Origin of the sequence: Saccharospirillum sp. HFRX-2 (assembly GCF_043196805.1) — a bacterium.
In the GTDB taxonomy this organism is placed as follows: Bacteria; Pseudomonadota; Gammaproteobacteria; order Pseudomonadales; family Natronospirillaceae; genus Saccharospirillum.
The window spans coordinates 245,499-266,439 of the sequence record NZ_JBEBMU010000002.1 but is presented as its reverse complement, the minus strand read 5'-3'; the positions used below and the strand labels follow the sequence as shown (position 1 = coordinate 266,439).

Below are 20,941 nucleotides of genomic sequence, written 5' to 3'. Positions count from 1 at the left end.
CTCGAAGTGCGGGCCGTGGAACGGCCGGGGACCGGCGTTCCGTGAGTGGCTGGCCAACATGCCAGCCTTAGCCGAATCAAAACCGGAAGCTGAGCCAGCGCCGGCCGTCGAGACTGCCGCTACTGAACCACCAAACCCTAACAATTGGCTGGATGACTTATGAGCGCAGCAGAACAGCGAGACTGGAGCCAGCTAGGCGACGTTGAGGCGCTGGATCGCCTGGCTGGCTTTGATGGGCGAGGGGGGGCGGAAGCGGCCAATGACAGTTATGCCGAGTTCGACGCGAGGCAACAACAGGGCGGCGGTAGCTGGCCTTTTGATGCGGTAATCGCTGAAAACGCCATGATTTTTATCGGCGTTGGGTTTTCGGTGGTAGCGAAAAAGCGCGGGCCGCATTGGGCTGTTGAGCAGGACGACGCGCGCCGGCTTGGGGTTGCTATAGCTCAAGTGGTGCACCGTTATATGCCTGATTTCGACAACGTCGGACCGGTCGGCAATCTGTGCATCGTTGGTGCAACGATGATCGGACCACGCCTCATGCTGGATGCCATGCAAAGCGGCCAGCGAAAGCAAGAGGATAGAAAAGGGGGTGAGGGTGAGCAGTCGAATCAATGACCGTTTGCCGGCGGATATCCGGGCGTATTTCGCCGCCAGCGGTGGCGGCAAAACACACAACATGCTGCAGGACTGCAAGCACGATAAGCGGGTTTTGGCGTTCGATCCGACCGGAGCTCTATCTGCGCAGGGGTTCACCGGCATACAGGACTTTCGCCAGTACGCTAAGGCGGTGCGCAATAGTGGGGTGGTTCGTCTGGCGTTTGAGGCGGGCGGTTCGGCCAATTTCGCGCTTTGGTGTGAGTTGATGATGGCACAGGCCGATGCGCGGCGACCGACAACGGTTGTCGTTGATGAACTCGGCGGTGTGACTACACCCAGCAAGGCGCCAGAGCATTGGCATAACGTGATCAGCCTGGGCCGCAAGTACGGCCTGAAAATCCGTGCAGGCGCTCAACGGGCGCCGGAAATCGATAAAACTCTGATCGGTAATAAAACTCAGCTTTGGATCGGCTTCCAGTCGCGGGCGGCCGATGCTGAATACTTGGCACGCGAAACCGATATCCCTGTGGAGGAAATTAAAGCGCTGCGGCCAACTCCACACTATGACGCCATTGTTTTCCGGGGGCGTGATAACTACAGCATCAAGCGGCGATGAATCTCTTTGGTGATCATTCGGGGCTAATCAGCCCCTTTTTTTTGTCTGAAATTCGGGTATTTCCATACGTACGTACGTACGGAACTGGGGCTGGACCTGGGGCGGAAGCGTCGTCTGCAATAGCGGCCTGACTGAACAACCGGGAAACCGACCGAGGAACGACGATGAACAAGGGCACTCAAAAGGCCATTTTTATCTCTGCAGCCACTGCCGCTTTGGTGGTGTGGGCAGCCAATAACGTTGACGCAGTTTCTGACGTTCTGGGCGATAAAGGCTGGTTCTGATCGGGCATTGAGCCAGAAGAATGAGCGAATTCACTAACGGAGTGTGAGCAATGCAACATCCGATCAAACTTGAATCCTTTAGCGCTGTGGGTCCGGGCTCTACTGCCAACCTGGTATTGGCAACTGGCCTGACTTACGACGCGATTTATATCGAAACCAACCTGGCACCGGCTGAAATTCTGGGCGTTAAGCTGGAACTGAACGCCGAAGAGATTTTCAACCTTACCGGTGCTGAACTGGTCATGCTGGATCAATTCGACGAAGTCGAAACCAGCTTTGCTGGTCCTACTTACCGCTACAACCTGCCGCTGCAATTCGAGTCTGCCGTTTTGGCCGACACTCAGCGCACGTTGTCGCTGGCGTTGGGTCCGGGCGATAACTGCGTTTTGAACGTCGATATCGCAAGTGGCACAAGTCCTGTGCTGTCGGCATTTGCCGAAACCGGCGCAGACCGTGGCAAGCGCGAATTGGTGCGCAAGTTTGAGCGCTACACCGTGCCTGTGGCTGCCGCTGGTACCACTGAGTTTTTCAGCATGAACAAAGGCAGCCGGGTTATCCGTATGCACTTTGATTCGGCTGATATGGAAGGCCTCGAAATTGTTCGCGACCGCCTGAAACTCTACGAGCTGGACAAAGCTCGCAACGACTTCTTGTTGCAGCGCGCAGGCAAAACGCCTCAGACCGGGTATTACCATTTCGATCCGACTAAGCGCGGCTTTCCAATCATCGACAGTTTCAGCACTCAGGCTCAAAACCTGGTGTTTAAGTTGTCGATGGCTGATGGCGGTAACGTGCCGGTACTGGTCGAACGTCTCTATCCGATGCCGTTTAACTGGAGCCAGGGCGCAGCAACCAGCGTCCCGACTCGCAAGCGTCGGACAATCGGCCGGGGTTAAACCATGGCAACTGATGCAGGGGGCGGCGGTGCCGCCTCAACTCAAACCGGCGGAAGGGTAGAAGGCATGAGCTTATGGCAGCAAGTCGGCGGTTGGTATGACAACGCGACCGACTATGTAGGCGGCGGCATCGAGAACGTTAAAGAATGGTTCACCGGTGACGACGAACAAAACGCCGCTGATGAATCCGCGATTCCGGGCAGTAATGGCCAGACCGGCGCCGGCCAGACGGGTGGCAGTCCTGTGAATTGGACGGCTGCCAGCGTGTTGGTGGGTGCTGCCGGCCTGGTTATGACCCTGCTGAAAAAGTAGGGGGCACTGTGCCAATTCCTTTCATTTGGGCGGCGGGGCTGTTCGTCGCGGGCTTTGGCGTCGGTGGCTACACCTTCGCCGGAATCGGGAAAAACGTTCTGATCCTGGGCGCGCTGGGCGTTGGGGTTTATGCCTATGCAAAAGCAAAAGGGTGAATCTATGGGGGCTGGTAGCAGCTTTTTAGGCGGTGATGGTTGGAACCTGTCAGCCGGCGACAAGCGGGGCGATACCGCTAACGATTCGGCTACTGGCAGTTTCGGCGGCGTGACATTCAACCGCGGGGGCGATGGCATCACTATGCCCGCTCTTATCGGAATCGCCGGTATTGTCATGGGTGGCCTGTTCCTTATGAGCCGTCATTAAGGAGGCCGCATGGGTCTGAACATTTTTGGTAGTTCCAAAGGCGATAGCAGCACTACAAACGACTACCGCCAGGACAACAGCACAAGCATTCAAGAAGGCGATTTAAGCGAGGGTGCTATTCGTGCTGACGGTGACGTAACTGTCACAGATGGTGGCGCTTTTGATCTAGTGGAAACCACCGCTAAAGAGTCGCTAAACCTGGCTGGTGACTTGGGCAGTCAGGCCTTTGACCTGAGCCGTGATCAAACAAATAGCGCTTTGAATTTTGGGCGCGACGCACTGGGGTTCGCATCCGATAACGCCGCCGACACGTTCAACGCTATCAGCGAGAACAACCGGCGCACTTATGACTTGATCGAGCGTGCAACCAATGATGGCGCCCTGGTGGCGGACACCGTGAACACCAGCACTCGTAACATGCTGGTGGCGCTGGTCGCTGCCGTGGGCCTTTTTGCCTGGAGTCGCCGTTAATGAAGCCAAACACAATTACGCTGGAAGTGGGGCAGTCTCAGAACATTGGCGGAAAATTGCGCCGATTGAAGTTGATCGATGCTGATGGACCGGTTTTGATTAGGACGCCTACCGAGATCGCGCCGCTTGAACTAGGTGAGACTCTTACGCTGGAAAGTGCCAGTGATCGTACTGAAATCATCAATCAGCACACGGCCAACAATACGCTACGTCTGTTAGTAATTAGCTCAGGTGAAGGTGATATATCTAGTCCTTCGTCTTCTGTGGCAATCAACAACCAGCCCAGCGTGAAAGTTTTGCCCGCTTCCTCGTTCCCTGGGCTTGCGCCTGTGGAGTTCGATGGTTCGCCGCAAGTAATGCCGGGCAATCCTGATCGAAAGGAGTTGCTTGTGGTTGCGGCCGAGGAAAATCAGGGTCGTGTGTGGATCGGCTCGACTGACGGCACTACCGGAATTCCGTTGAAGCCCGAGGGCACTTTTACGACTGATGTTGTTGGCGATATTCAGGTGTTTGGTATGTCCGGCGACAAGCTCTATTTAGCGGAAAAGGTGTAACCAATGTCTCAGTTGATGGTGCCACCACCAAAACCGGCAGTGATCACACGGCATCCGGCTGCATACGGCGGTGGCGGCTTTGGCGCTGGTGTTTTTTCTTTCTGCCAATTTGGGCGAATGATCGTCATTCAGTATTCCGGGCATAGCGACATGGGCTTTTCATTATCCACTCTAAAAGCCAGCGGAATTATCCCGGTAGGGATGCGGCCTGAAGCAGAAACGATTGCTGGCATGTTTTCCATTGAGCATTTCGGGCAGACGTATGACAACAAGCGCGTTGTCTGCACGATCTATCCGAATGGTGATATTCGACTGAATATCTATCGAGAGGAAGACTTCAGAGAAAGCGATATGGACGGCGTGGATATGCCCGCATTTAGTTTTTCGTATTTGGCAGCGTCATGAAACCAGTTCACGTGCTGGGCGGCTTGGTGGCTGCCTACGCGGTCGCCTGGAAATGGAAGGAACAAACAGTGAAGTTGCGATATTTCAAACCGTCCGAGTTCGGCCAGTGGTGGCCGCTGATGGATGCGGACCTGTTGCGCGGCCTGGATGAGTTTCGGCATCGCCTGGGGCGTGCCGTGCTGATAAGCCCGGCTATCGGTGCTTTGGGTCGTCCGGGTGCTGGCGACTCAATGCACAACGTCGCCAAATGGGGCCAGGTTCGGGCCGCTGACGTGATCATTCCAGGTGCAACCAAGGCCGACTTGCCAGGTTTTTATCAGGTAGCGCGTGAAATTGGCGTTTTTGGTGGGATAGGGGTTTATCCGGATTGGGAACCTTGGCCAGGTCTGCATTTAGACACGCGCGACCGCGATCCGGCAGAACCAGCAACCTGGGCCGGTCTCAAAGATGCTAGCGGCGAACAATTCTATACGGGGGTTAATCAGGCATGGGCGTGATCAAGAAAATTGGCGGCATCGTCGCCAAGCTGCGCGGCAAAGCGCTTAAGGTCGCAGTGACGGCAGTCGTAACGCTGGGTTGTATGGTTCTGAGCGTGAATCTTCCTGAGCCAACCAAGCAGGCCATCGTTAGCGGCTCAGTCGTGGTGATCGAGGCGTTTCTGTCGACCGACGATGCGAGCATCGAGCCAGGCGGGTCCGAATAGATGCCGCAAGCAGTAACTAAGATCAGCAACCATGCCGCGTCAGTGTTTTCTGGCGCGACGTTGGCCGCTGTTCTGTGGTTTGGGCAGACAGTCGTTGAACTGGATAAGCAACAGGCGTTGTTGATTTACCGTGTCGACGTCCTCGAGCAGCGCGCCGGCCAGGAAATCGAAACGCCATCACACCTTACAAAACTGGGAGCAACTCTGTGAACGCAGGACGAACCAAAAGCGGCAAATTTAAAAAGGGTTATCGGCTAACCAAGGGTGGCCGGGTCGTGAAGGCAAAGAAAAAGAGGCGTTAAGCGCTTTGGTGTAGTCTTTGAATGACTCTGGTTGCTTTTGGGTGATCTGAGAAAGTGTGGTGTGCGAACACATAGATCGGGCGCCCTGGTGCTTTTTCCAATAACCAGTCAATATAAATTTGACCACTCCAGTAATCCCCAGGTTGAAGCAGAACGGGTAGTTTCGCAGTAGTTAGAGTAAATGGAGTTCGCCATGGGAGTGATGCGATCGGATTTCTTTTTCTAAATTTAGCAAGTCTATTTTGATAGCTTTTTATCGATATATGTCTAACAGTTGTAGACAACTGCCCTCTATTAGTAATGGTGACCATAAGGCCATACTTTGGATTCTGATCTCTTTCTGAGTGTTCGATTTCTTCGAATTCGGCTACCCGGATAACTATTTTAGGTTGAGGTGCTATTTTAGATTGCCAATACATAACTGGGATAACTACGACCGCAGCTAATGTGGCTATGATTGGTAGCGCAGAAACAATGAAGCCCATCAGTTTTTCCAAAAACATTTAGTAAATATTGATCTAAAAAAAATCAATTTCACATATTGACAGTTCAAAAAACAAACAACAAGCAAGCTATGCCCGTTACTCTCAGCTTGCATCCCTATTTTATCCTGTAATAAAGATTACAGGAAATAGTGAAAGTATAGATATCTGCCCTCCACACAACGACTAACCAAGTTGCTTCTTTTATATCAGTTGATCAGGTTCTCTGTGCTCAGGATGTTTATGAGCCCTACATTCCAAGTTCATTCACGCAGATTAAGCATCAATGGTTTGCTGCAGTAAAAACCGAAAAATTCGCGCGAGATATTTGCTCAGGTTTAACTGAGACGGCGCTATACACAGCACCGGTTGCAACTAGTCATTAATGAAGCGGTAGCTGGTAAGCCAGCTGGTTGGAGCTAGTGTGTGACGAGCAGTCTTTGACTTAAGCGGTTAAGCGCGACACTGGCCTTAGGGGATTTCTTCTAGCTTTAATAGCCTTAAATCCGACTGATTAAGCCGACTGGCTCCGGTTGTCCGCCGGCCATACATAGGCCATAGCCAGCGTACTCTAAATCGATTTGTCTCAGGTCAGATATTCAACAATCACCACATCCAGCCATTGGCCGTTGAGCTGACCATGGCGCTCATAGACACCGACTTCCCTGAAGCCCAGTTTCCGACAGAGCCCCAGGCTGGCTTTATTCGCGGTAAAGATGCGTGAAAGCACTTTATGAAAGCCGGCTTGACCAGCAACGCTTAAAAGCTCCGATAACAGCCGCGTACCGCCCCCCTGCCCTTGGTTTTTCGGGTCCAGATAGATGGAAAACTCGGCGATACCGTCGTAGCAAGGGCGGGCCCGATATGAAGAAAGCCGGGCGAAACCGGTTACTTTGTTGTCTTGAACGGCGACCAGTGTCGGGTATCGCTCGGCTTCATCTAGCCAGTTGGCAATCTCAGAAGGTTCTCGCAGACGGGTCTCAAAGGTTCCCAGTCCGGATTCAATGCCCAGGTTATAGATGTCGGTGATGGCGGCCACGTCGTCCGCTAGAGCCGGTCTTATCATCAAGTCAGTCATAGTCGTGAAACCAATGTTGAGTGCGATTAGCGAAAGCAACCAGCGATAACATTACCGGCACCTCGACCAGCACACCGACAACGGTGGCAAGTGCCGCACCGGAATTCAGCCCGAACAGCGCTATGGCCACGGCAACCGCCATTTCAAAGAAGTTCGATGTGCCAATCATGCAAGCCGGCGCAGCCACTTTATAAGGCAGCTTGATGAGTCGCGCCAGCCCATAACTGAGCGCAAAAATGCCATAGGTCTGGATCAGCAACGGAATGGCGATCAACAGGATCACCACTGGCTGGTCGAGAATACGCGGCGCTTGCAGACCAAATAACAGCAGAACGGTAATAACCAAACCCAGTATCGAGCCGGGTTTGAGTTTGTGAATGAAGGCATTTAATCGATGCTCACCCTGGGACTCCAGCTGTTGACGCGTTAGGTAACCGGCAATAACAGGCAACAGTACATAAAGCAGCACCGACAGAATCAGGGTTTGCCAGGGAACCTGGATGTCGTTGAGCCCCAGTAACCAAGCGGTTATCGGAGCATAGGCAACGATTAGGATCAGATCATTGAGCGAAACCTGCACCAGAGTATAGTTGGCATCACCGCGCGTCAGCTGGCTCCAGACGAATACCATGGCCGTGCAAGGCGCCGCGCCGAGCAATATCATGCCGGCGATGTATTCACCGGCGGATTGCGGATCGACCCAGGGCTCAAATAACACGCGGAAAAACAGCCAGCCCAGTGCTGCCATGGTGAAGGGCTTGATCAACCAATTGACGACAAGCGTCAACACCAGCCCTTGAGGCTTCTGGCCGATGTACTTCAGCGCGCTGAAATCGACCTGAATCATCATCGGATAGATCATCAGCCAGATCAGCACGGCGATAACGCCATTCACCTGAGCGTATTCAAAGGCCGCCAGGAATTCGAATAAGGACGGGAATACGGATCCAAGGCCCAGTCCTAGCAGGATGGCAAGGCCAACCCATACCGACAGATAACGTTCAAAGACTCCCATAGGCTACTCCGTGGCCACCTTTTGATTAACCCGTTGCATCAACTGTTCGGCGCTTTCCACCCGTTCGGAATAGCGGTCGACCAGATAAGCCCCCTGCCCGCGCGTCAGCAAGGTGAACTTCATCAGTTCCTCCATCACATCGACAATGCGGTTGTAGTAGCTCGATGGTTTCATACGACCGTCTTCATCGAATTCGTTAAAGGCTTTGGGTACCGATGACTGATTCGGGATGGTGATCATGCGCATCCAACGGCCCAGTACGCGTAACTGATTGACCACATTGAAGGACTGAGAGCCGCCACAGATCTGCATGACCGCTAAGGTTTTGCCTTGGGTGGGACGCACCGCGCCCAGTGACAGTGGTATCCAGTCGATCTGACTTTTAAATACACCGGTCATGGCGCCGTGGCGCTCGGGCGAGCACCAGACCTGGCCGTCAGACCACTGCACCCAGTCGCGCAACTGCTGCACTTTGGGGTGCTCCCTATTTTCTTCATCCGGCAGCGGCAGGCCGTGAGGGTCAAATATGCGCACCTCGGCACCCATGGCGGTCAGCAGACGAGCACATTCTTCAATGACCAGACGACTGTAGGAGCGCTCACGCAAGGAACCATAGAGCAGCAGAAAACGCGGTGGTTGGTCAGAAACCTGGCGCTGAAAGTCATCGCTCGATGGTCGCTTGAATTGGTCGGCGTCGAGGCTGGGTAGGCTCAGATCAGTGATGGTCATGCTGGGCTCCCAGACCGGTTAGAGCGTCGGGCCATTGTGCCGGGTCCTGCTGAGCCAGCTCGATCAGGGACGCCACTCTTTGTTCAATGATGCTGATGGTGGCTTTAAAGGCGTCAGCCACCTCAGCCTCAGTGCCCGGGTGTTTGGACGGGTCTTCCAGGCCCCAGTGCACTTTGAGCGTACGACCAAACCAGAGTGGGCAGCTTTCGCCGGCAGCTGAATCGCAGACGGTAATAACGATGTCGGGCGCGAAATCCTCGAATTCATCCCAGGATTGGCTGGTTAAGTTCTGAGTGTCGTAGCCGGCCTCGGCCAGGTATTTCAGCGACAGCGGATGCACGGCTCCGGCCGGTTGACTGCCCGCGCTGCGTGCCTCAATCAGGCCGGCAGCCCGGCTTCGGGTAATGGCTTCACACAGGATGCTGCGGCAACGGTTGTGGGTACAGATATAGAGAATTTTCATCAGCAGCAGTTCTCCGCTTCAGTGGTAAAACGGTCGCTGCTGTTGTCACTAGCACAGCAACTGGCAGGCAACCGCGCCAGGCAGTCACTTAGGTAGTCAGCATTGTTTGCCACGGTCACGCTCAGTACTTGGCGCGCCCAATCCGGCAATTCAGGATTGAGCCGGTAATGAACCCATTTGCCACGACGCTCGTCGGCGACCAGCGCGCATTTGCGCAGTTCCGCCAGATGTCGCGATACCTTGGGCTGACTCAACTCCAGCGCATCCTGGATATCACAGACACAAAGCTCCCCTGCCCGGCTGATCAGCAGCAGCGTCTTTAAGCGGGTGTCATCGGCGAGCGATTTGTAAAAAGCTAAGGGTGATAACATGATGCGCCTCCTGATATGCGAAATAACATATATATGAAATTTCGAATGTCAAATACTAGTTGTGTTCAGGAGGTCTATGACTGTTGCGATTGTTGCTTCAGAGCGTTGCCCAGCCGCTTAAAGTAATGACTGAACGCCAGCTTGATCCGTTCGCGCTCCTCGCCTTTTGGATAAAGCCCTGCCCGGGCTTCGGCCGACGTACGACTGCCATACACCAGAAAGCGATTCTTGATGCTGGCATCCTCAACAAAGGCTTCAAAGGCTCGGGCGCAGAGCTCTTCCGGCTGACTGTAATAAAGCTGGCCGCGCTCGCGATCGGCCTCGGCAGCCGCCTGAAACAGCGCACTCGGTTGCGCCCCGTCGGCATCCAGCAATACGGCTTGATAGCAGCCAAACAACTGCTCATTCAGGGCGTGCGGCCGCATTGCTCGACTGTCCAGCCAGGCGCGCGATCCCATTAGGCTCGAGGGTGGATCAATAAAGGCTTTGTCGGTGATGTAATGGTCGAAGGCATGAAACCATTCGTGAGCGATGCTGCCGGGGCCGGCGTTTTTGGCCAGCGCAAAGGCTCGAGTGGCGGGCATATAGTGCGCCGCCACACCCAACTGACCGCCCAGGCCGTATTCCAGCGACAGGGTGCCGCGCAGGCCGATCAGCAGTTCATTGCCGCCCAGAATAAGCATTAGGTCGCACAGCGCATCGTAAAAGGCGGTCGCGGCACGGTCGCGTTCGTCCGGTTTAACCCAGCGACCCAGGCGCACCGAGCGAAAATCGAAGCGGCGGCGAATGTCTGCAAAGCCGACTTGTTGCCCACTGCGATGATCCGGGCCGCGTCGTTGCCACTGTCTGTTACTCATTCAATCAAGGACTCCAAAGCGTCGGTTACAAATTCTGACGGCTGTCGGCTGGCAAAGTAAAACGTGCCAATTATACTGTATTTATATACAGTATTTGTGTGCAGTTTCATGTCTCTACTGACGACCCTAACCGAACGCGGTGACCTCTGGTCCGGCCAGCATTGGCGGCAAAATCAGATCGCCGCACTCAGTACCGGCCTGCCGGAATTGGACGCTATTTTACCCGGCGGTGGCTGGCCCGCTGCCGCCATGACCGAACTGTTTTACCAGACCGCAGGCCAAGGCGAATTACGCTTGCTGTTGCCGACACTGGCGCATCTGAGCCAGACCGATGTCCGTTGGCAGGTCTGGTGCAACGCCCCTTTTCGACCGCACGGTTCGGCCCTGGCTCATTGGGGGCTGCGCCTGGATCGTCTGCTGCTGTGCCAGGCTGACAGCGAAACGGAACTGAGCTGGACGCTGGAACAAAGCCTCAGCAGTGGTGGCAGTCAGGCGGTATTGGCCTGGGTTTCCCAGCTCGATCCCCGGCGCTTGCGGCGCCTGCAACTGGCCGCTGAAAAAAACGCGGTGCCGCTGTTTTTACTGCGGCCGGCGCGTTTGCAGCAGCAGGCGTCCATGGCCGCCTTGCGACTGTTGATCGAACCAGACAACAACGAACGTCTGCATTGCCGTGTGCTTAAACGTCGTGGCGGCTGGCCCGGCGCCGATGTTCGGTTGTCCTTGCCTTTAGTCCGCGATGCCAACGTCGCGCAGGACGACGACCATGGCTAAAACCGTCCAACCGCTGTGGCTCTATCTGCATTTTCCGCTCTTGGCTCTGGAAGCCCGCTTTGGTGAGGTTGCACAAACACGACCGGTATTGCTGACCAGCAGCGATGGCCGCAGCGTACAGCAATGCAATGCCCTGGCGCGAAGCGAAGGCGTTCAACCCGGTATGAGCCTGCGCACCGCCTACTGTCTGGTCGATCAGGTTGCTCAGGCGAGCTATAGCGCGCAACTTGAGGCTACTCAATTGCGGCATCTGGCGGTGCTTTGTTACCAGCATTGCGCGGATATCCGGCTCTGTTCGCCGCTGGGTTTGAGCCTGGAAATCGGCTCCATGCTGCGTTGGCACGGCGGGCTCGAAACCTTTATCGAGGCTCTGGACAGTTCACTGCAGCACAGTGGCCATAACTATCAGTTGGCGCTGGGCCATACACCGCTGGCGGCGCGCTTATTGGCGGAGAATCACCAGAATGGGCGGCTTATCGATGCCGCCGCCGAGCAACAGCAGTTGGGCAAGCTGTCGATCGACCAATTAGCCTTACCGCTGGACGCGCGCGACCTTCGCGCGCTGGCCGCCATGGGGCTGAAAAACTTGCGCCAACTGCGCCAGGCGCCTCGCTCTGAACTGGGTTATCGCTTTGGTCAATCGCTGATCAATCATCTGGCGGCTCTGGAGCGGCCGCGTGAACAGGGCGAACCTTTCCAGCTCCCTCCTTGTTATGACGAGCGCCTTGAACTGTGGCACGAAGTGGATTCGGCCGAAGCGCTGATATTTCCTATCAAACGCTTACTGCACGGGCTGGCGGCCTATCTGAACGCCCGTCAGCTGAGCACGACCGAGCTTCATTTCAAGCTGGAACATCGTGATGCTCCCATTACCACCATGAGCATTCAGCTCAACACCGCCTCACGCGGCGCGGAAAGCTGGCCAGTCTTGGTGGCGCTGGCCTTGGAGCGATTGACGCTGCCGGAAGCCGTCCTGGTTATCGGCTTGCGCGCTGAGGCACTGACTGAACGCGGCGATACCGCAGGTGATCTGCTCGGTGACAGCCGCCCTCAGACAGACGCCCAGCACCTGTTGTCACTACTGCGTTCCAAGCTGGGCGCTAAGGCCGTTCAGCAGCCCAGCGCCGGTGCCGATTGGCGCCCTAACCTGGCCAGCCGCCCGGTTGTTGTCGGTCAACAGCCAGACAGGCTTTTTCCACGCGCTCAGCCGACGCTGTTATTGGCGAACCCCGAGCCGATCAATGCTGCTGAATATCAGGCTTTAAGCGGTCCGCAACGCTTTGCACTGCCCGCCTGGGTGCAGCCGGATGGCTTCCAGCGTGACTATTATCGGGCCTGGCACCCGGCCAGCCGCAGTTATCACTGGATCAGCCGCCATAGCGACGGCGGTTGGTACCGTGAAGGCGTCTTTGCATGAGCACTGCCTTTGACTATGCCGAGCTGCATTGCCTGAGCAATCACAGCTTCCTGCGTGGTGCTTCGCATCCGGATGAACTGGTGCTGCGCGCAGCCGAATTGGGCTACCGGGCGCTGGCACTGACGGACGAATGTTCCGTTGCCGGCGTGGTCAAAGCCTGGCGACCGATTAAGGACAAACGAATTTCCCTGAAACTGATCATTGGCAGTGAGTTCCGCTTTGATGATCAATTGGTGGTGCTGTTGGCACCCAACCGGCAAGCCTATGCTCAGCTCTGCCATTTGATCACCCGCGCCCGGCGCCGTTGCGATAAAGGTGACTACCGAGTCAGCCGCGCCGATTTTACTCAGGGGCTCGATGACTGCCTCTGCCTATGGCGGCCGTCTGGGCGTTCAGATGATCTTAATTGTCTACACGGTTTCCGAAATGACTTTCCCGGACGTTGCTGGGTACTGGTCGAAAACCTGCTTGATGAAGGCGCTTTCGAAGCCGCCAGCCGCGCCCTGGCACTCAGTGAAGTGGCCGAGGTGCCGGCTGTCTGTGCCAATGCGGTGTTGATGCATCACCCCGAGCGCAAGGAGCTGCAGGATGCTTTGACCGCTATTCGCCATCGCCTACCACTCGACCAGGTCTGGCCGCGGCTCAAACCCAACGCCGAGAACCATCTGCGCTCCTTTAATAAGCTCAGCTCGCTCTACTCACCTGCTCTGCTGGCTGAAACGATGCGCATCGCCGAACGTTGCCATTTTGATTTACGCGAGTTGAGCTATAGCTACCCCAGTGATCTGGTACCGGGACAATTTACCGCGCCGGAGTATCTGCGCTTGCTGGTGCGTCAGGGTGCCAAGCGACGTCATCCGAAGGGCATCAGTGCGGCCTTTGCCGAGCAGCTCGATAAGGAACTGGCGTTGATCCGGGAGAAAGGTTATGAGCACTACTTTTTGACCGTCTACGACATCGTCCGTTTTGCCCGCTCACAAAACATTCTCTGCCAGGGGCGCGGCTCAGCCGCTAACTCGGCGGTCTGTTATTGCCTGGGCATCACAGAGGTGGATCCGGTGGCGGGCAAGCTGGTGTTCGAGCGCTTTATCTCCAGCGGTCGCAACGAGCCGCCGGATATTGATGTCGACTTCGAGCACGAACGCCGCGAAGAAGTGATTCAGTACCTGTACCGCCGCTATGGCCGCAAGCGGGCGGCGCTGGCGGCGACGTTGATCACCTATCGCCCCAAAAGCGCGGTGCGCGATGTCGGCCGGGCGCTGGGTATCGATCTGGCGCAGTTGGAACGCCGCCTGGCCAACTATGGCTGGCGCTATCGCTCCAAGAACTGGATCGACGAGCTGGTTCAGGATGAAGGCCTGGGGCTTTCGGCGCATCAAATCAGCGTCTTCAAACGGCTACTGGCCAGTATTCTGGGATTTCCGCGTCACCTGTCGCAGCATGTCGGCGGCTTTGTGCTGACCGATCAGCGCATTGCTGACTACGTACCGATCGAGAACGCGGCCATGGCTGAGCGCACGGTGATCCAGTGGGATAAGGACGATCTGGAAGCGATCGGCCTGATGAAGGTCGACGTGTTGGCGCTGGGCATGCTGACGGCGGTGCGCAAGACGTTGGATCTGATCCGCCAGCATCAGGGCGAAACCCTGCGCTTGCAGGATATTCCGCAAGACGATGCCGAGGTCTACGCCATGATTCAACGTGCCGATACCATCGGCGTGTTTCAGATCGAATCCCGCGCTCAGATGAGCATGTTGCCGCGGCTCAAACCTAAGCAGTTCTATGACCTGGTGGTCCAGGTAGCGATCGTCCGGCCAGGCCCCATTCACGGCGATATGGTGCACCCTTATTTGCGCCGCCGTCTGGGCCAGGAAGCGGTGGATTACCCCAACGATGCGCTTAAGGAAGTGCTTGAGCGCACCCTGGGCGTGCCCATCTTTCAGGAGCAGGTGATCTCTCTGGCGCGGGTGGCGGCCGGCTTTAGTGCAGACGAAGCCAACACCCTCAGATCGTCCATGGCCAGCTGGAAAAAAACCGGTCATATCAGTGAGTTACGCGACAAACTTCAAAATAATATGCGCGCCAATGGTTACGCTGAAGACTTTATCCAGCGCATCAATCGGCAGATAGAAGGCTTTGGTGAGTATGGTTTTCCCGAGTCTCACGCCACGGGCTTCGCGATGATCGCCTACGTCTCCGCCTGGCTGAAACACCACCACCCTGCCGCTTTCTGCTGCGCGCTGCTGAACAGCTTGCCGATGGGTTTTTATTCGGCGTCGCAGCTGGTCCAGGACGTGCGCCGTCACGGTGTAGAGGTTCTGCCGGTCGATATTAACGCCAGCGCCTGGGATTCCACCTTGGAAGCCGGAGAGCAAGGTTGGGCCATTCGCCTGGGGCTACGCCGGGTGAAGGGGCTGAACGAATCAACCGCGCGGACTCTTATTGCTTACCGGCCTGGTGACGGTTTTCAGCATTTGCGGCAATTGGAAGGCGTCCCGGCGTTGAGCCGGCGTGATCTCGATGCGCTGGCGGCGGCCGATGCCTTTCGGGGTTTGGCCGAAAACCGTCACCAGGCGCGCTGGGAAAGCGCGGCGCTCAACTTGCAGGCGCCGCTGCTGAAGGATGCTTTCGATCAACCGGTCGCATCTGGCTACCAGCTGCCGGCGCCGGATGCACTGGATAACCTGGTTGAGGACTACCACAGCCAGGGCCTGACCTTGGGCCAGCATCCGGTGCAGTTGTTGCGTGAACGCGGCCAACTACCCGACAGCGCCCCCGCTGATCAGTTGCTGGTACTGGCGGAAGCCGAGCAGGCGCGCTTGGAGCGCTTGGCCGAGCAACACGGCCTGCCATTGCCTGAGCGAGTGCGGATACCGGTGCAGGTGCTGGGTCTGGTGACCAACCGGCAGATGCCCAAGACATCAACGCGCATCACCTTTGTCACCCTGGAAGACGATACCGGCAATATCAATGTCATCGTGCGGCTATCGCTGGCGCAGGCGTCGCTGAAAGTGCTGACCACGCGCAGCCTGATCCGCGTCAGCGGTGTGCTGGAAAAAGCCTTCGATAACGATGTTATTCACGTGCTGGCCGACCGACTGGAAGCGCTGGATGCCGAGCTGGAGCTGAAGGTTCGTTCGCGCGATTACCACTGAGCCGATTACCAATGAATCAGGCTCAAATCAGCGTGCTTCCGGCAATGCATCTACGTCCAACAGCCCACTGGCCACCGCCTGCTGACGAACCCATTGGCGCAGCAGCCGGATGCCGGCTTCCTGGCGGCGCGACGTCTTAAAGGCGAAATAGAAACGATCGCCGGTGACCAGGCTATGACAGGGTATGCGCACCAGCTCGGGGTCGTCGTCGATGTTGTGCATATAGTCGTTGGTCAATGCCAGGCCTTGATGGTGGCGCGCGGCTTCCAGCGCCATCAACATATGGCTGAAATGCTGCACGCGGGTGCTGTCCGGCAAGGTCAGATCGGCCTGGGCAAACCAACGGCGCCAGTCTTCGGTATGGATGTCGTAGATGCTGTAGGTCGAAAGCAAGGGATAGCGCAACAACCAGGCGGGATCGATTTGCTGTGGCTCATTGCTGTCAATCAGGCCGGCTTGCTGCCAGTCGGCACACATCGACTGCCAGAATGACCGGCTGGCAATGACGAACATGCGCTCGCAATACAGCAGATCGGCGGTAAAGCCGCGGTGTTCGTTCTGCAGGGTAATAAAACAATCGGCGACCCGATCCGACAACTGCGGCGATTCGTTCATCATTTCCAATGCCAGATCCAACTGCGGATGCTGCCGTTGCAGTGTGGGAAGCCGGGGAATCAACCAGCGTACGGCAATGGAGCTGTACATGGCAATCCGCACCCGGGTATCCACCCGGCCCTGCAATTGCTCGCTGGCGCACTCCAACTGAAACAAGGCTGAACTGACGGCTTCCTGATACTCCCGCCCTTCGTTGGTCAAACTGAGATGACGACCCTGGCGTTGAAACAGCGCCTCGCCAAGATAGGCCTCCAACTGATGAATTTGATGGCTGACCGCGCTCTGACTGACGTTCAGCTCGATGGCGGCGCGTGAAAAGCTGTTCAGTCGGGCAACGGCTTCAAACACCGGCAAAGCTTTCAGTGGCGGCAGTTTCATCGCAGATCCTGTTATCTAAAAAACTAATAGATAAAAGAATAACTCATTTCTCGGGCTGGCGCTGTCGCACTAAACTGCGCTCCTCTGGTGCATTCCGGCACCATCATGGGTTATCGATTTAGGAGTCTGTTATGTCGGGTAAGACGGTTCCCAGCGCCATCCTCTTGCTGGTGATCGGCAATGCCCTGGCGCTATTGTCGGACATCATCATCAAGTTGCAGGACGCCGACGCGCCCATTTTCCAGTTTATTCTGGTGCGTACTCTGTGCGTGCTGGTCATTCTGCTGCCATTGCTTGGTCAGGTAGACCGTCAGCAGCTGTTAAGGGGCTGGAAAATCCATCTGCTGCGTGCCCATATCAGCATCTTTGGCATAGCCTGCATGGTGGTGGCGCTTAAGTCCCTGCCCTTGGCAACCGCCAATGCCGTCTTCTATGCCGCACCTTTGCTGGTCATGCTGTTGGGATTGCTGTTTTTTGGTGAGCGCTTGACCGCGCCCAGCCTGATCGCCGTGGTCAGCGGTTTTGTTGGCATCGTGGTTATCCTGCGGCCGGTCAGCTTTGACTGGGGCAGCTTAAGTGCGGTGGGTGTGGCTTTTACGCTGGCGATCGGTGTGCTGCTGGTGCGTAAGCTGCCGTCGGGTCAGTCGACCGTGCATTCACTGGTGCTGGTGCATGTGTTGATGCTGCCTTCTCTGGTAGTGCTAACCTTGATTGAAGGCGCCAGCTGGAAAGCTGAAATCCTGCTCGCCGCCTTTGGTTCGGCCTTCTTTATTCTCTGCTACCAGGTGACGGTGCTGAAGGCTTATCGCTGGGTAGCGGCCAATCAGGTGACCAGTGCCGAGTACACCGGTTTGATCTGGGCAATACTGGGCGGCTGGGTACTCTTTGGCGAGCAACCGGATCTGTTCTTTATTCTCGGCTCGCTCATGATCATTGTGCCGCTGTTGTGGCTGGGACTGCGTGAACGGCGCCCTCGCCGTCGCGCCAAAGAACAGCTTCAAGCCTCGACAATCCAGTAAGGCAAGCCCGTTTCGGCGAGAAATTCACGGGCGTCAGCTCCGGCGAGCATGGCCAGGCTGGCGACCAGACCACTCTGAATACAGCTGGGTGCCGCGACCGTGACCGATCGCGGCGCCTGTTCAATTGGCCAGCCGGTTTTGGGGTCGAGTAAATGGCTGTAGCGATGGCCATTTTTGAGCAGAAAACGACGGCTGTCGCCGGATGTCGCCAATCCACCTTTGGACAACTTCAGCAGCATCGACGACTGACCATCGTTGTCCGGCGCTTCAATACCGACGCGCCAGGGTGTCTGATCCGCCCGAGGACCATTGCAAGCCAGATCCCCACCCAGATTGATCACGATCCCTACTGACTTCCAAGCCGACGGCAGCGCTTGCAGGCACTTGCCCAAGGCGCGGTCCGCGGCGTATTCCTTACCGATGCCACCGAAATCGAGTTCCATGCCGGCGGGCAAGGTCAGCCAGCCGCCAGCAATGTTGCCCTGCTTGTCGGCCGGATCGCTATGCCACTCGACTTTCTGCCAGCCAATCCGTGTCAGCAGAGCCTCGACCGCCTGAGGTTCCGGTAGCCGATCACTGCCATCAAACTTCCACACCTGACGCAACAAGCCCGAGGTCAGATCGAAACGACCGTCCGACAACTGCCAGGCCTGGTCGGCAAAATTCAGCAGGCGAGCGGTTTCGGCATCGACCCGCTGGGCTTGATCGGGCTGGGCGTGCAAGGCGGTAAAGAGGTTGTCCCGGCGATAACGGCTGTAACGTTGCTCGATACGCCACACTTCGTGGGCGGCGACGCTTGCCAGCCGCCGCGCCAACTGTTGCTGCGCCTTGGGTAACGCAATGAGCACTTCGCAGGGACTGGCCATGGCGTCGAAACGCCCCAGCCAGGCCCCGTCGTGCCATTGCAGACGCAGCTTTTGCGACATCAGAAACGACTTCCGATGGTGAACATCACAGCGGTCATTTCCGGCAGATCGCCGGCATCGGCTGGAGTGGTGTCTGAGCTGAAGTCACGTGGCATCTGTCGATAGGCCGCCAGTCGGGTGTAGAGCTCGGTGCGCTCGTTGAAGCGATAACCATAGCGCACACCCAGCGTCCAGGCGTCGAAATCGCCCAGCCGATAATCGGCCGTCAGCGCATCCGGATTATCGGCCAGTTGCGCCGAGGTGACGTAAGGCTGATAGGCGTCGATCGCCGATTGCGAATACCAGCGTGCCTGAGGCTCAAGATACTGGTGACCGAAGCGCCAGCGGTAGCGCGCATCGACGGTATGAGAGGTCATGCCCCAGTCATCGAACAGGAAGCGGTAGCTGCCATCGATGATGTCGCCACTGCCGAACTGGTATTTGCCCTGCCAGAACAGCGCTTGTTTTAAACGGCTGTCCGGACGTTGCTCATAGCGGTAACCCTGGACCGTGCCTCCAGCGGTATCGAACTCACTGATGATTTTATAGGGGTCGCTCAAGTAACCGTCGTTAAAACTGAGGCTGTAATTGAACTGCATCAGAGCGCGACGATTGATGATCTGGCTGACACCCAGTATCACATCGGTGACCTGCTTATCGGCCTCACTGCCGTCACGGCTGGCGGCGAAATCGGAGTTGAAACTCGGACTGCCGGGTTCGGCCATGGCGCTAAGCCCAACTGGTACACCCCCTTCGGGCGACAGGGTGTCCATCGACAGATTGGTCGCCAAGGTCACAGTGGTGTTCTTCTGGTTGAAATAGCGCGACAGGCTGGCGTTGAGACCCCGGGATTCATAGTCGTGTTCGGTGGAATAATGCACGCCGGTCGAGTAACTCCAGTCCCGCCCCCAGGGCGCGCTCCACTGGATGTTGCCGGTGTAGCGCGTGTCTCTGAAGGTATCATCGAGTGGTAACTGGCCGGATTCGACGGTGTAACTGCCCCGCCCTGACGGCCGGGTAAAGGTTTGCGGTTGATCGGTCGGCAGCGCGCCGTTGGGCGACGCTCCAGTCAGCGTATCCAGCGTCAGTTTGAAACTGAGCTGGGTTTCACTGTCGAAATTACGGGCCGCGCCCAAGATGGCTTCGGTCGCTTGAACGCGATCGTCGCTTTCTGAATACTGCATCACGGCCGCATCAAAGTCCCAACGCTCTAGTTCACCGGCCATGGCCTGATTGGGCAAGCCCTGTAAGACCGCACCGCCGATAGCCGCCAAGCTGGCACTGAGCGCCATGGTCTGGCGCGACACTGGTTTATTCGTTTTCATGCGCATCTCCTGCGAAATCAGTTACAGCCACAACCGCCGCCGCCAAAGCCGCGGCCACCACTGCTGCCTTCTTTACTGAAGTAGACGTGATCGTCGAGCGACGCCTCAATCGGATCGCTGATTAATTCCATATCCTGCTGTGCCAGCAGGTCGCGCTCCCAGGGTTTAACACCGAGGTTGCTGCAGCCGGTTAGTGCGAAAGCCAGAACCGTGGAAAGCGCCAGATAAGTCAGATTTTTCATGCTCATCACTCCGCAAGCAGTTGTTCGATGCTGGCTTCGTAGTCGGCAACACGGCCGCTGTGAAAACCGGTGTGGGTGGCACGGACCCGACCTTGGCGATCGATCAGGTAGCTCGATGGCATGCCGATCAGGCCGTAGGCTTCGGGCCACTGAGCCTGGCTATCGAAGGCGATGGTGAAATCGGCCGGTACCGCTTCAAGAAACGCCCGAGCCGCCGCCGTGTCCTGGTCCAGATTGACGCCGACAATGACCAGACCGTCGTCGCTATAGCGTTGTTGCACCTGGTTCATCCAGGGGAAGGATTCGCGGCATGGACCGCACCAGGAGGCCCAGAAGTCGAGCAATACGACCTGGCCGTGCAAGTCATTCAGCGTTAATTCGCCGCCATCGATGGTCGGCAATGGCTGATCGCTCATCGCCGCCAAAGGCGCCGCATCGGCCTCAGTGAGTTCATCGGCTTGAGCAACGGACACCCAGACCACCAATAACAGTCCCAGCACGACCGCGTTTAGAGCCGCATTGAGAGAAAAGTTGCGTAGCATGATTGTCATAACACCAACCTTTTTTGTGGATTCGCAGGCCAGCTTGCCCGGCGCAACTTAAGGCAGTCTTAAGC

28 protein-coding genes are annotated in these 20,941 nt (G+C 56.7%); 16 read left to right on the top strand and 12 right to left on the bottom strand.

Annotated features, from left to right (window positions below; genetic code table 11):
• Positions 1-159 precede the first annotated feature (159 nt).
• The 12 genes from ABMA60_RS07825 to ABMA60_RS07770 all read left to right on the top strand — a co-directional run bounded on the left by ABMA60_RS07825 (position 160) and on the right by ABMA60_RS07770 (position 5,411).
• Positions 160-615 (top strand): hypothetical protein, encoded by a 456-nt coding sequence (locus tag ABMA60_RS07825; protein ID WP_392801164.1) that lies wholly within the window; start codon positions 160-162, stop codon positions 613-615.
• A complete protein-coding gene (locus tag ABMA60_RS07820) occupies positions 596-1,213 on the top strand; it encodes a hypothetical protein (RefSeq protein WP_392801161.1) in 618 nt (205 codons plus the stop codon). Before ABMA60_RS07825 ends, ABMA60_RS07820 begins: the two co-directional genes overlap by 20 nt.
• A 334-nt stretch (positions 1,214-1,547) precedes the next feature.
• Positions 1,548-2,393: a major capsid protein P2 gene (locus ABMA60_RS07815; RefSeq protein ID WP_392801159.1), complete on the top strand. Its 846-nt coding sequence runs from the start codon at positions 1,548-1,550 to the stop codon at positions 2,391-2,393.
• A 3-nt stretch (positions 2,394-2,396) separates the two neighbouring features.
• Entirely contained in the window at positions 2,397-2,705 is a 309-nt protein-coding gene (locus ABMA60_RS07810) for a hypothetical protein (RefSeq protein WP_392801156.1), read from the top strand.
• Between the two features lie 8 nt (positions 2,706-2,713).
• On the top strand, positions 2,714-2,860 hold the full coding sequence (locus ABMA60_RS07805) for a hypothetical protein (protein ID WP_392801153.1): 147 nt from the start codon (positions 2,714-2,716) through the stop codon (positions 2,858-2,860).
• Positions 2,841-3,068, top strand: a complete 228-nt coding sequence (locus tag ABMA60_RS07800) for a hypothetical protein (RefSeq protein ID WP_392801151.1) — start codon at positions 2,841-2,843, stop codon at positions 3,066-3,068. Before ABMA60_RS07805 ends, ABMA60_RS07800 begins: the two co-directional genes overlap by 20 nt.
• A 9-nt stretch (positions 3,069-3,077) precedes the next feature.
• Positions 3,078-3,539 (top strand): hypothetical protein, encoded by a 462-nt coding sequence (locus ABMA60_RS07795; RefSeq protein ID WP_392801148.1) that lies wholly within the window; start codon positions 3,078-3,080, stop codon positions 3,537-3,539.
• Positions 3,539-4,093, top strand: coding sequence for a hypothetical protein (locus ABMA60_RS07790; RefSeq protein ID WP_392801145.1), 555 nt, complete (start codon positions 3,539-3,541; stop codon positions 4,091-4,093). Before ABMA60_RS07795 ends, ABMA60_RS07790 begins: the two co-directional genes overlap by 1 nt.
• A 3-nt stretch (positions 4,094-4,096) precedes the next feature.
• The gene (locus ABMA60_RS07785) at positions 4,097-4,498 is read left to right on the top strand and encodes a hypothetical protein (RefSeq protein ID WP_392801143.1); all 402 of its coding nucleotides are present in this window, start codon (positions 4,097-4,099) and stop codon (positions 4,496-4,498) included.
• Positions 4,495-4,995: a hypothetical protein gene (locus ABMA60_RS07780; RefSeq protein ID WP_392801140.1), complete on the top strand. Its 501-nt coding sequence runs from the start codon at positions 4,495-4,497 to the stop codon at positions 4,993-4,995. Before ABMA60_RS07785 ends, ABMA60_RS07780 begins: the two co-directional genes overlap by 4 nt.
• Entirely contained in the window at positions 4,992-5,201 is a 210-nt protein-coding gene (locus ABMA60_RS07775) for a hypothetical protein (RefSeq protein ID WP_392801138.1), read from the top strand. The genes ABMA60_RS07780 and ABMA60_RS07775 overlap by 4 nt, the downstream gene beginning before the upstream one ends.
• The gene (locus tag ABMA60_RS07770; RefSeq protein WP_392801135.1) at positions 5,202-5,411 is read left to right on the top strand and encodes a hypothetical protein; all 210 of its coding nucleotides are present in this window, start codon (positions 5,202-5,204) and stop codon (positions 5,409-5,411) included.
• An 88-nt stretch (positions 5,412-5,499) separates the two neighbouring features.
• Here ABMA60_RS07770 and ABMA60_RS07765 read toward each other — a convergent pair whose 3' ends face one another.
• The 7 genes from ABMA60_RS07765 to ABMA60_RS07735 form a co-directional block, all read right to left on the bottom strand.
• Positions 5,500-5,988, bottom strand: coding sequence for a hypothetical protein (locus ABMA60_RS07765; RefSeq protein ID WP_392801132.1), 489 nt, complete (start codon positions 5,986-5,988; stop codon positions 5,500-5,502).
• 583 nt (positions 5,989-6,571) lie between these two features.
• A complete protein-coding gene (locus ABMA60_RS07760; protein WP_392801129.1) occupies positions 6,572-7,063 on the bottom strand; it encodes an arsinothricin resistance N-acetyltransferase ArsN1 family A in 492 nt (163 codons plus the stop codon).
• Positions 7,056-8,078, bottom strand: a complete 1,023-nt coding sequence (arsB, locus tag ABMA60_RS07755; RefSeq protein WP_392801126.1) for an ACR3 family arsenite efflux transporter — start codon at positions 8,076-8,078, stop codon at positions 7,056-7,058. The genes ABMA60_RS07760 and arsB overlap by 8 nt, the downstream gene beginning before the upstream one ends.
• A 3-nt stretch (positions 8,079-8,081) precedes the next feature.
• Positions 8,082-8,807, bottom strand: a complete 726-nt coding sequence (gene arsH, locus ABMA60_RS07750) for an arsenical resistance protein ArsH (protein WP_392801123.1) — start codon at positions 8,805-8,807, stop codon at positions 8,082-8,084.
• The gene (locus ABMA60_RS07745; protein WP_392801120.1) at positions 8,794-9,270 is read right to left on the bottom strand and encodes an arsenate reductase ArsC; all 477 of its coding nucleotides are present in this window, start codon (positions 9,268-9,270) and stop codon (positions 8,794-8,796) included. The genes arsH and ABMA60_RS07745 overlap by 14 nt, the downstream gene beginning before the upstream one ends.
• Positions 9,270-9,641 (bottom strand): metalloregulator ArsR/SmtB family transcription factor, encoded by a 372-nt coding sequence (locus tag ABMA60_RS07740; RefSeq protein ID WP_392801116.1) that lies wholly within the window; start codon positions 9,639-9,641, stop codon positions 9,270-9,272. Before ABMA60_RS07740 ends, ABMA60_RS07745 begins: the two co-directional genes overlap by 1 nt.
• Before the next feature lie 74 nt (positions 9,642-9,715).
• Entirely contained in the window at positions 9,716-10,498 is a 783-nt protein-coding gene (locus tag ABMA60_RS07735) for a CLCA_X family protein (RefSeq protein ID WP_392801114.1), read from the bottom strand.
• Between the two features lie 108 nt (positions 10,499-10,606).
• Here ABMA60_RS07735 and imuA point away from each other — a divergent pair, with 108 nt between their 5' ends.
• Genes imuA through ABMA60_RS07720 form a run of 3 tightly spaced genes read left to right on the top strand, consistent with a single transcriptional unit; the run spans position 10,607 to position 15,841 of the window.
• Positions 10,607-11,269, top strand: coding sequence for a translesion DNA synthesis-associated protein ImuA (imuA, locus tag ABMA60_RS07730; protein ID WP_392801112.1), 663 nt, complete (start codon positions 10,607-10,609; stop codon positions 11,267-11,269).
• Positions 11,262-12,686 carry a Y-family DNA polymerase gene (locus ABMA60_RS07725; protein WP_392801109.1) on the top strand — a complete coding sequence of 475 codons (1,425 nt, stop codon included), beginning with the start codon at positions 11,262-11,264 and terminating at the stop codon, positions 12,684-12,686. Before imuA ends, ABMA60_RS07725 begins: the two co-directional genes overlap by 8 nt.
• A complete protein-coding gene (locus tag ABMA60_RS07720) occupies positions 12,683-15,841 on the top strand; it encodes an error-prone DNA polymerase (protein ID WP_392801107.1) in 3,159 nt (1,052 codons plus the stop codon). The genes ABMA60_RS07725 and ABMA60_RS07720 overlap by 4 nt, the downstream gene beginning before the upstream one ends.
• Before the next feature lie 27 nt (positions 15,842-15,868).
• Here the strand turns inward: ABMA60_RS07720 and ABMA60_RS07715 are convergent, their stop codons facing one another.
• Positions 15,869-16,834, bottom strand: a complete 966-nt coding sequence (locus tag ABMA60_RS07715) for a LysR family transcriptional regulator (RefSeq protein WP_392801104.1) — start codon at positions 16,832-16,834, stop codon at positions 15,869-15,871.
• Positions 16,835-16,965: 131 nt separating this feature from the next.
• On the opposite strand from ABMA60_RS07715, the gene ABMA60_RS07710 reads away from it, so the two are divergent.
• Entirely contained in the window at positions 16,966-17,853 is an 888-nt protein-coding gene (locus tag ABMA60_RS07710; RefSeq protein ID WP_392801102.1) for a DMT family transporter, read from the top strand.
• On the opposite strand, the gene ABMA60_RS07705 is transcribed toward ABMA60_RS07710, so the two are convergent.
• The 4 genes from ABMA60_RS07705 to ABMA60_RS07690 are packed head-to-tail and all read right to left on the bottom strand — an operon-like array spanning position 17,832 to position 20,876.
• Positions 17,832-18,779 (bottom strand): FAD:protein FMN transferase, encoded by a 948-nt coding sequence (locus tag ABMA60_RS07705; protein WP_392801100.1) that lies wholly within the window; start codon positions 18,777-18,779, stop codon positions 17,832-17,834. The genes ABMA60_RS07710 and ABMA60_RS07705 overlap by 22 nt on opposite strands.
• Positions 18,779-20,083: a DUF3570 domain-containing protein gene (locus ABMA60_RS07700; protein ID WP_392801097.1), complete on the bottom strand. Its 1,305-nt coding sequence runs from the start codon at positions 20,081-20,083 to the stop codon at positions 18,779-18,781. Before ABMA60_RS07700 ends, ABMA60_RS07705 begins: the two co-directional genes overlap by 1 nt.
• 17 nt (positions 20,084-20,100) lie before the next feature.
• Positions 20,101-20,325, bottom strand: a complete 225-nt coding sequence (locus ABMA60_RS07695; protein WP_392801094.1) for a DUF4266 domain-containing protein — start codon at positions 20,323-20,325, stop codon at positions 20,101-20,103.
• A gap of 5 nt (positions 20,326-20,330) precedes the next feature.
• The gene (locus ABMA60_RS07690; RefSeq protein WP_392801092.1) at positions 20,331-20,876 is read right to left on the bottom strand and encodes a TlpA family protein disulfide reductase; all 546 of its coding nucleotides are present in this window, start codon (positions 20,874-20,876) and stop codon (positions 20,331-20,333) included.
• Between the last annotated feature and the right edge of the window lie 65 nt (positions 20,877-20,941).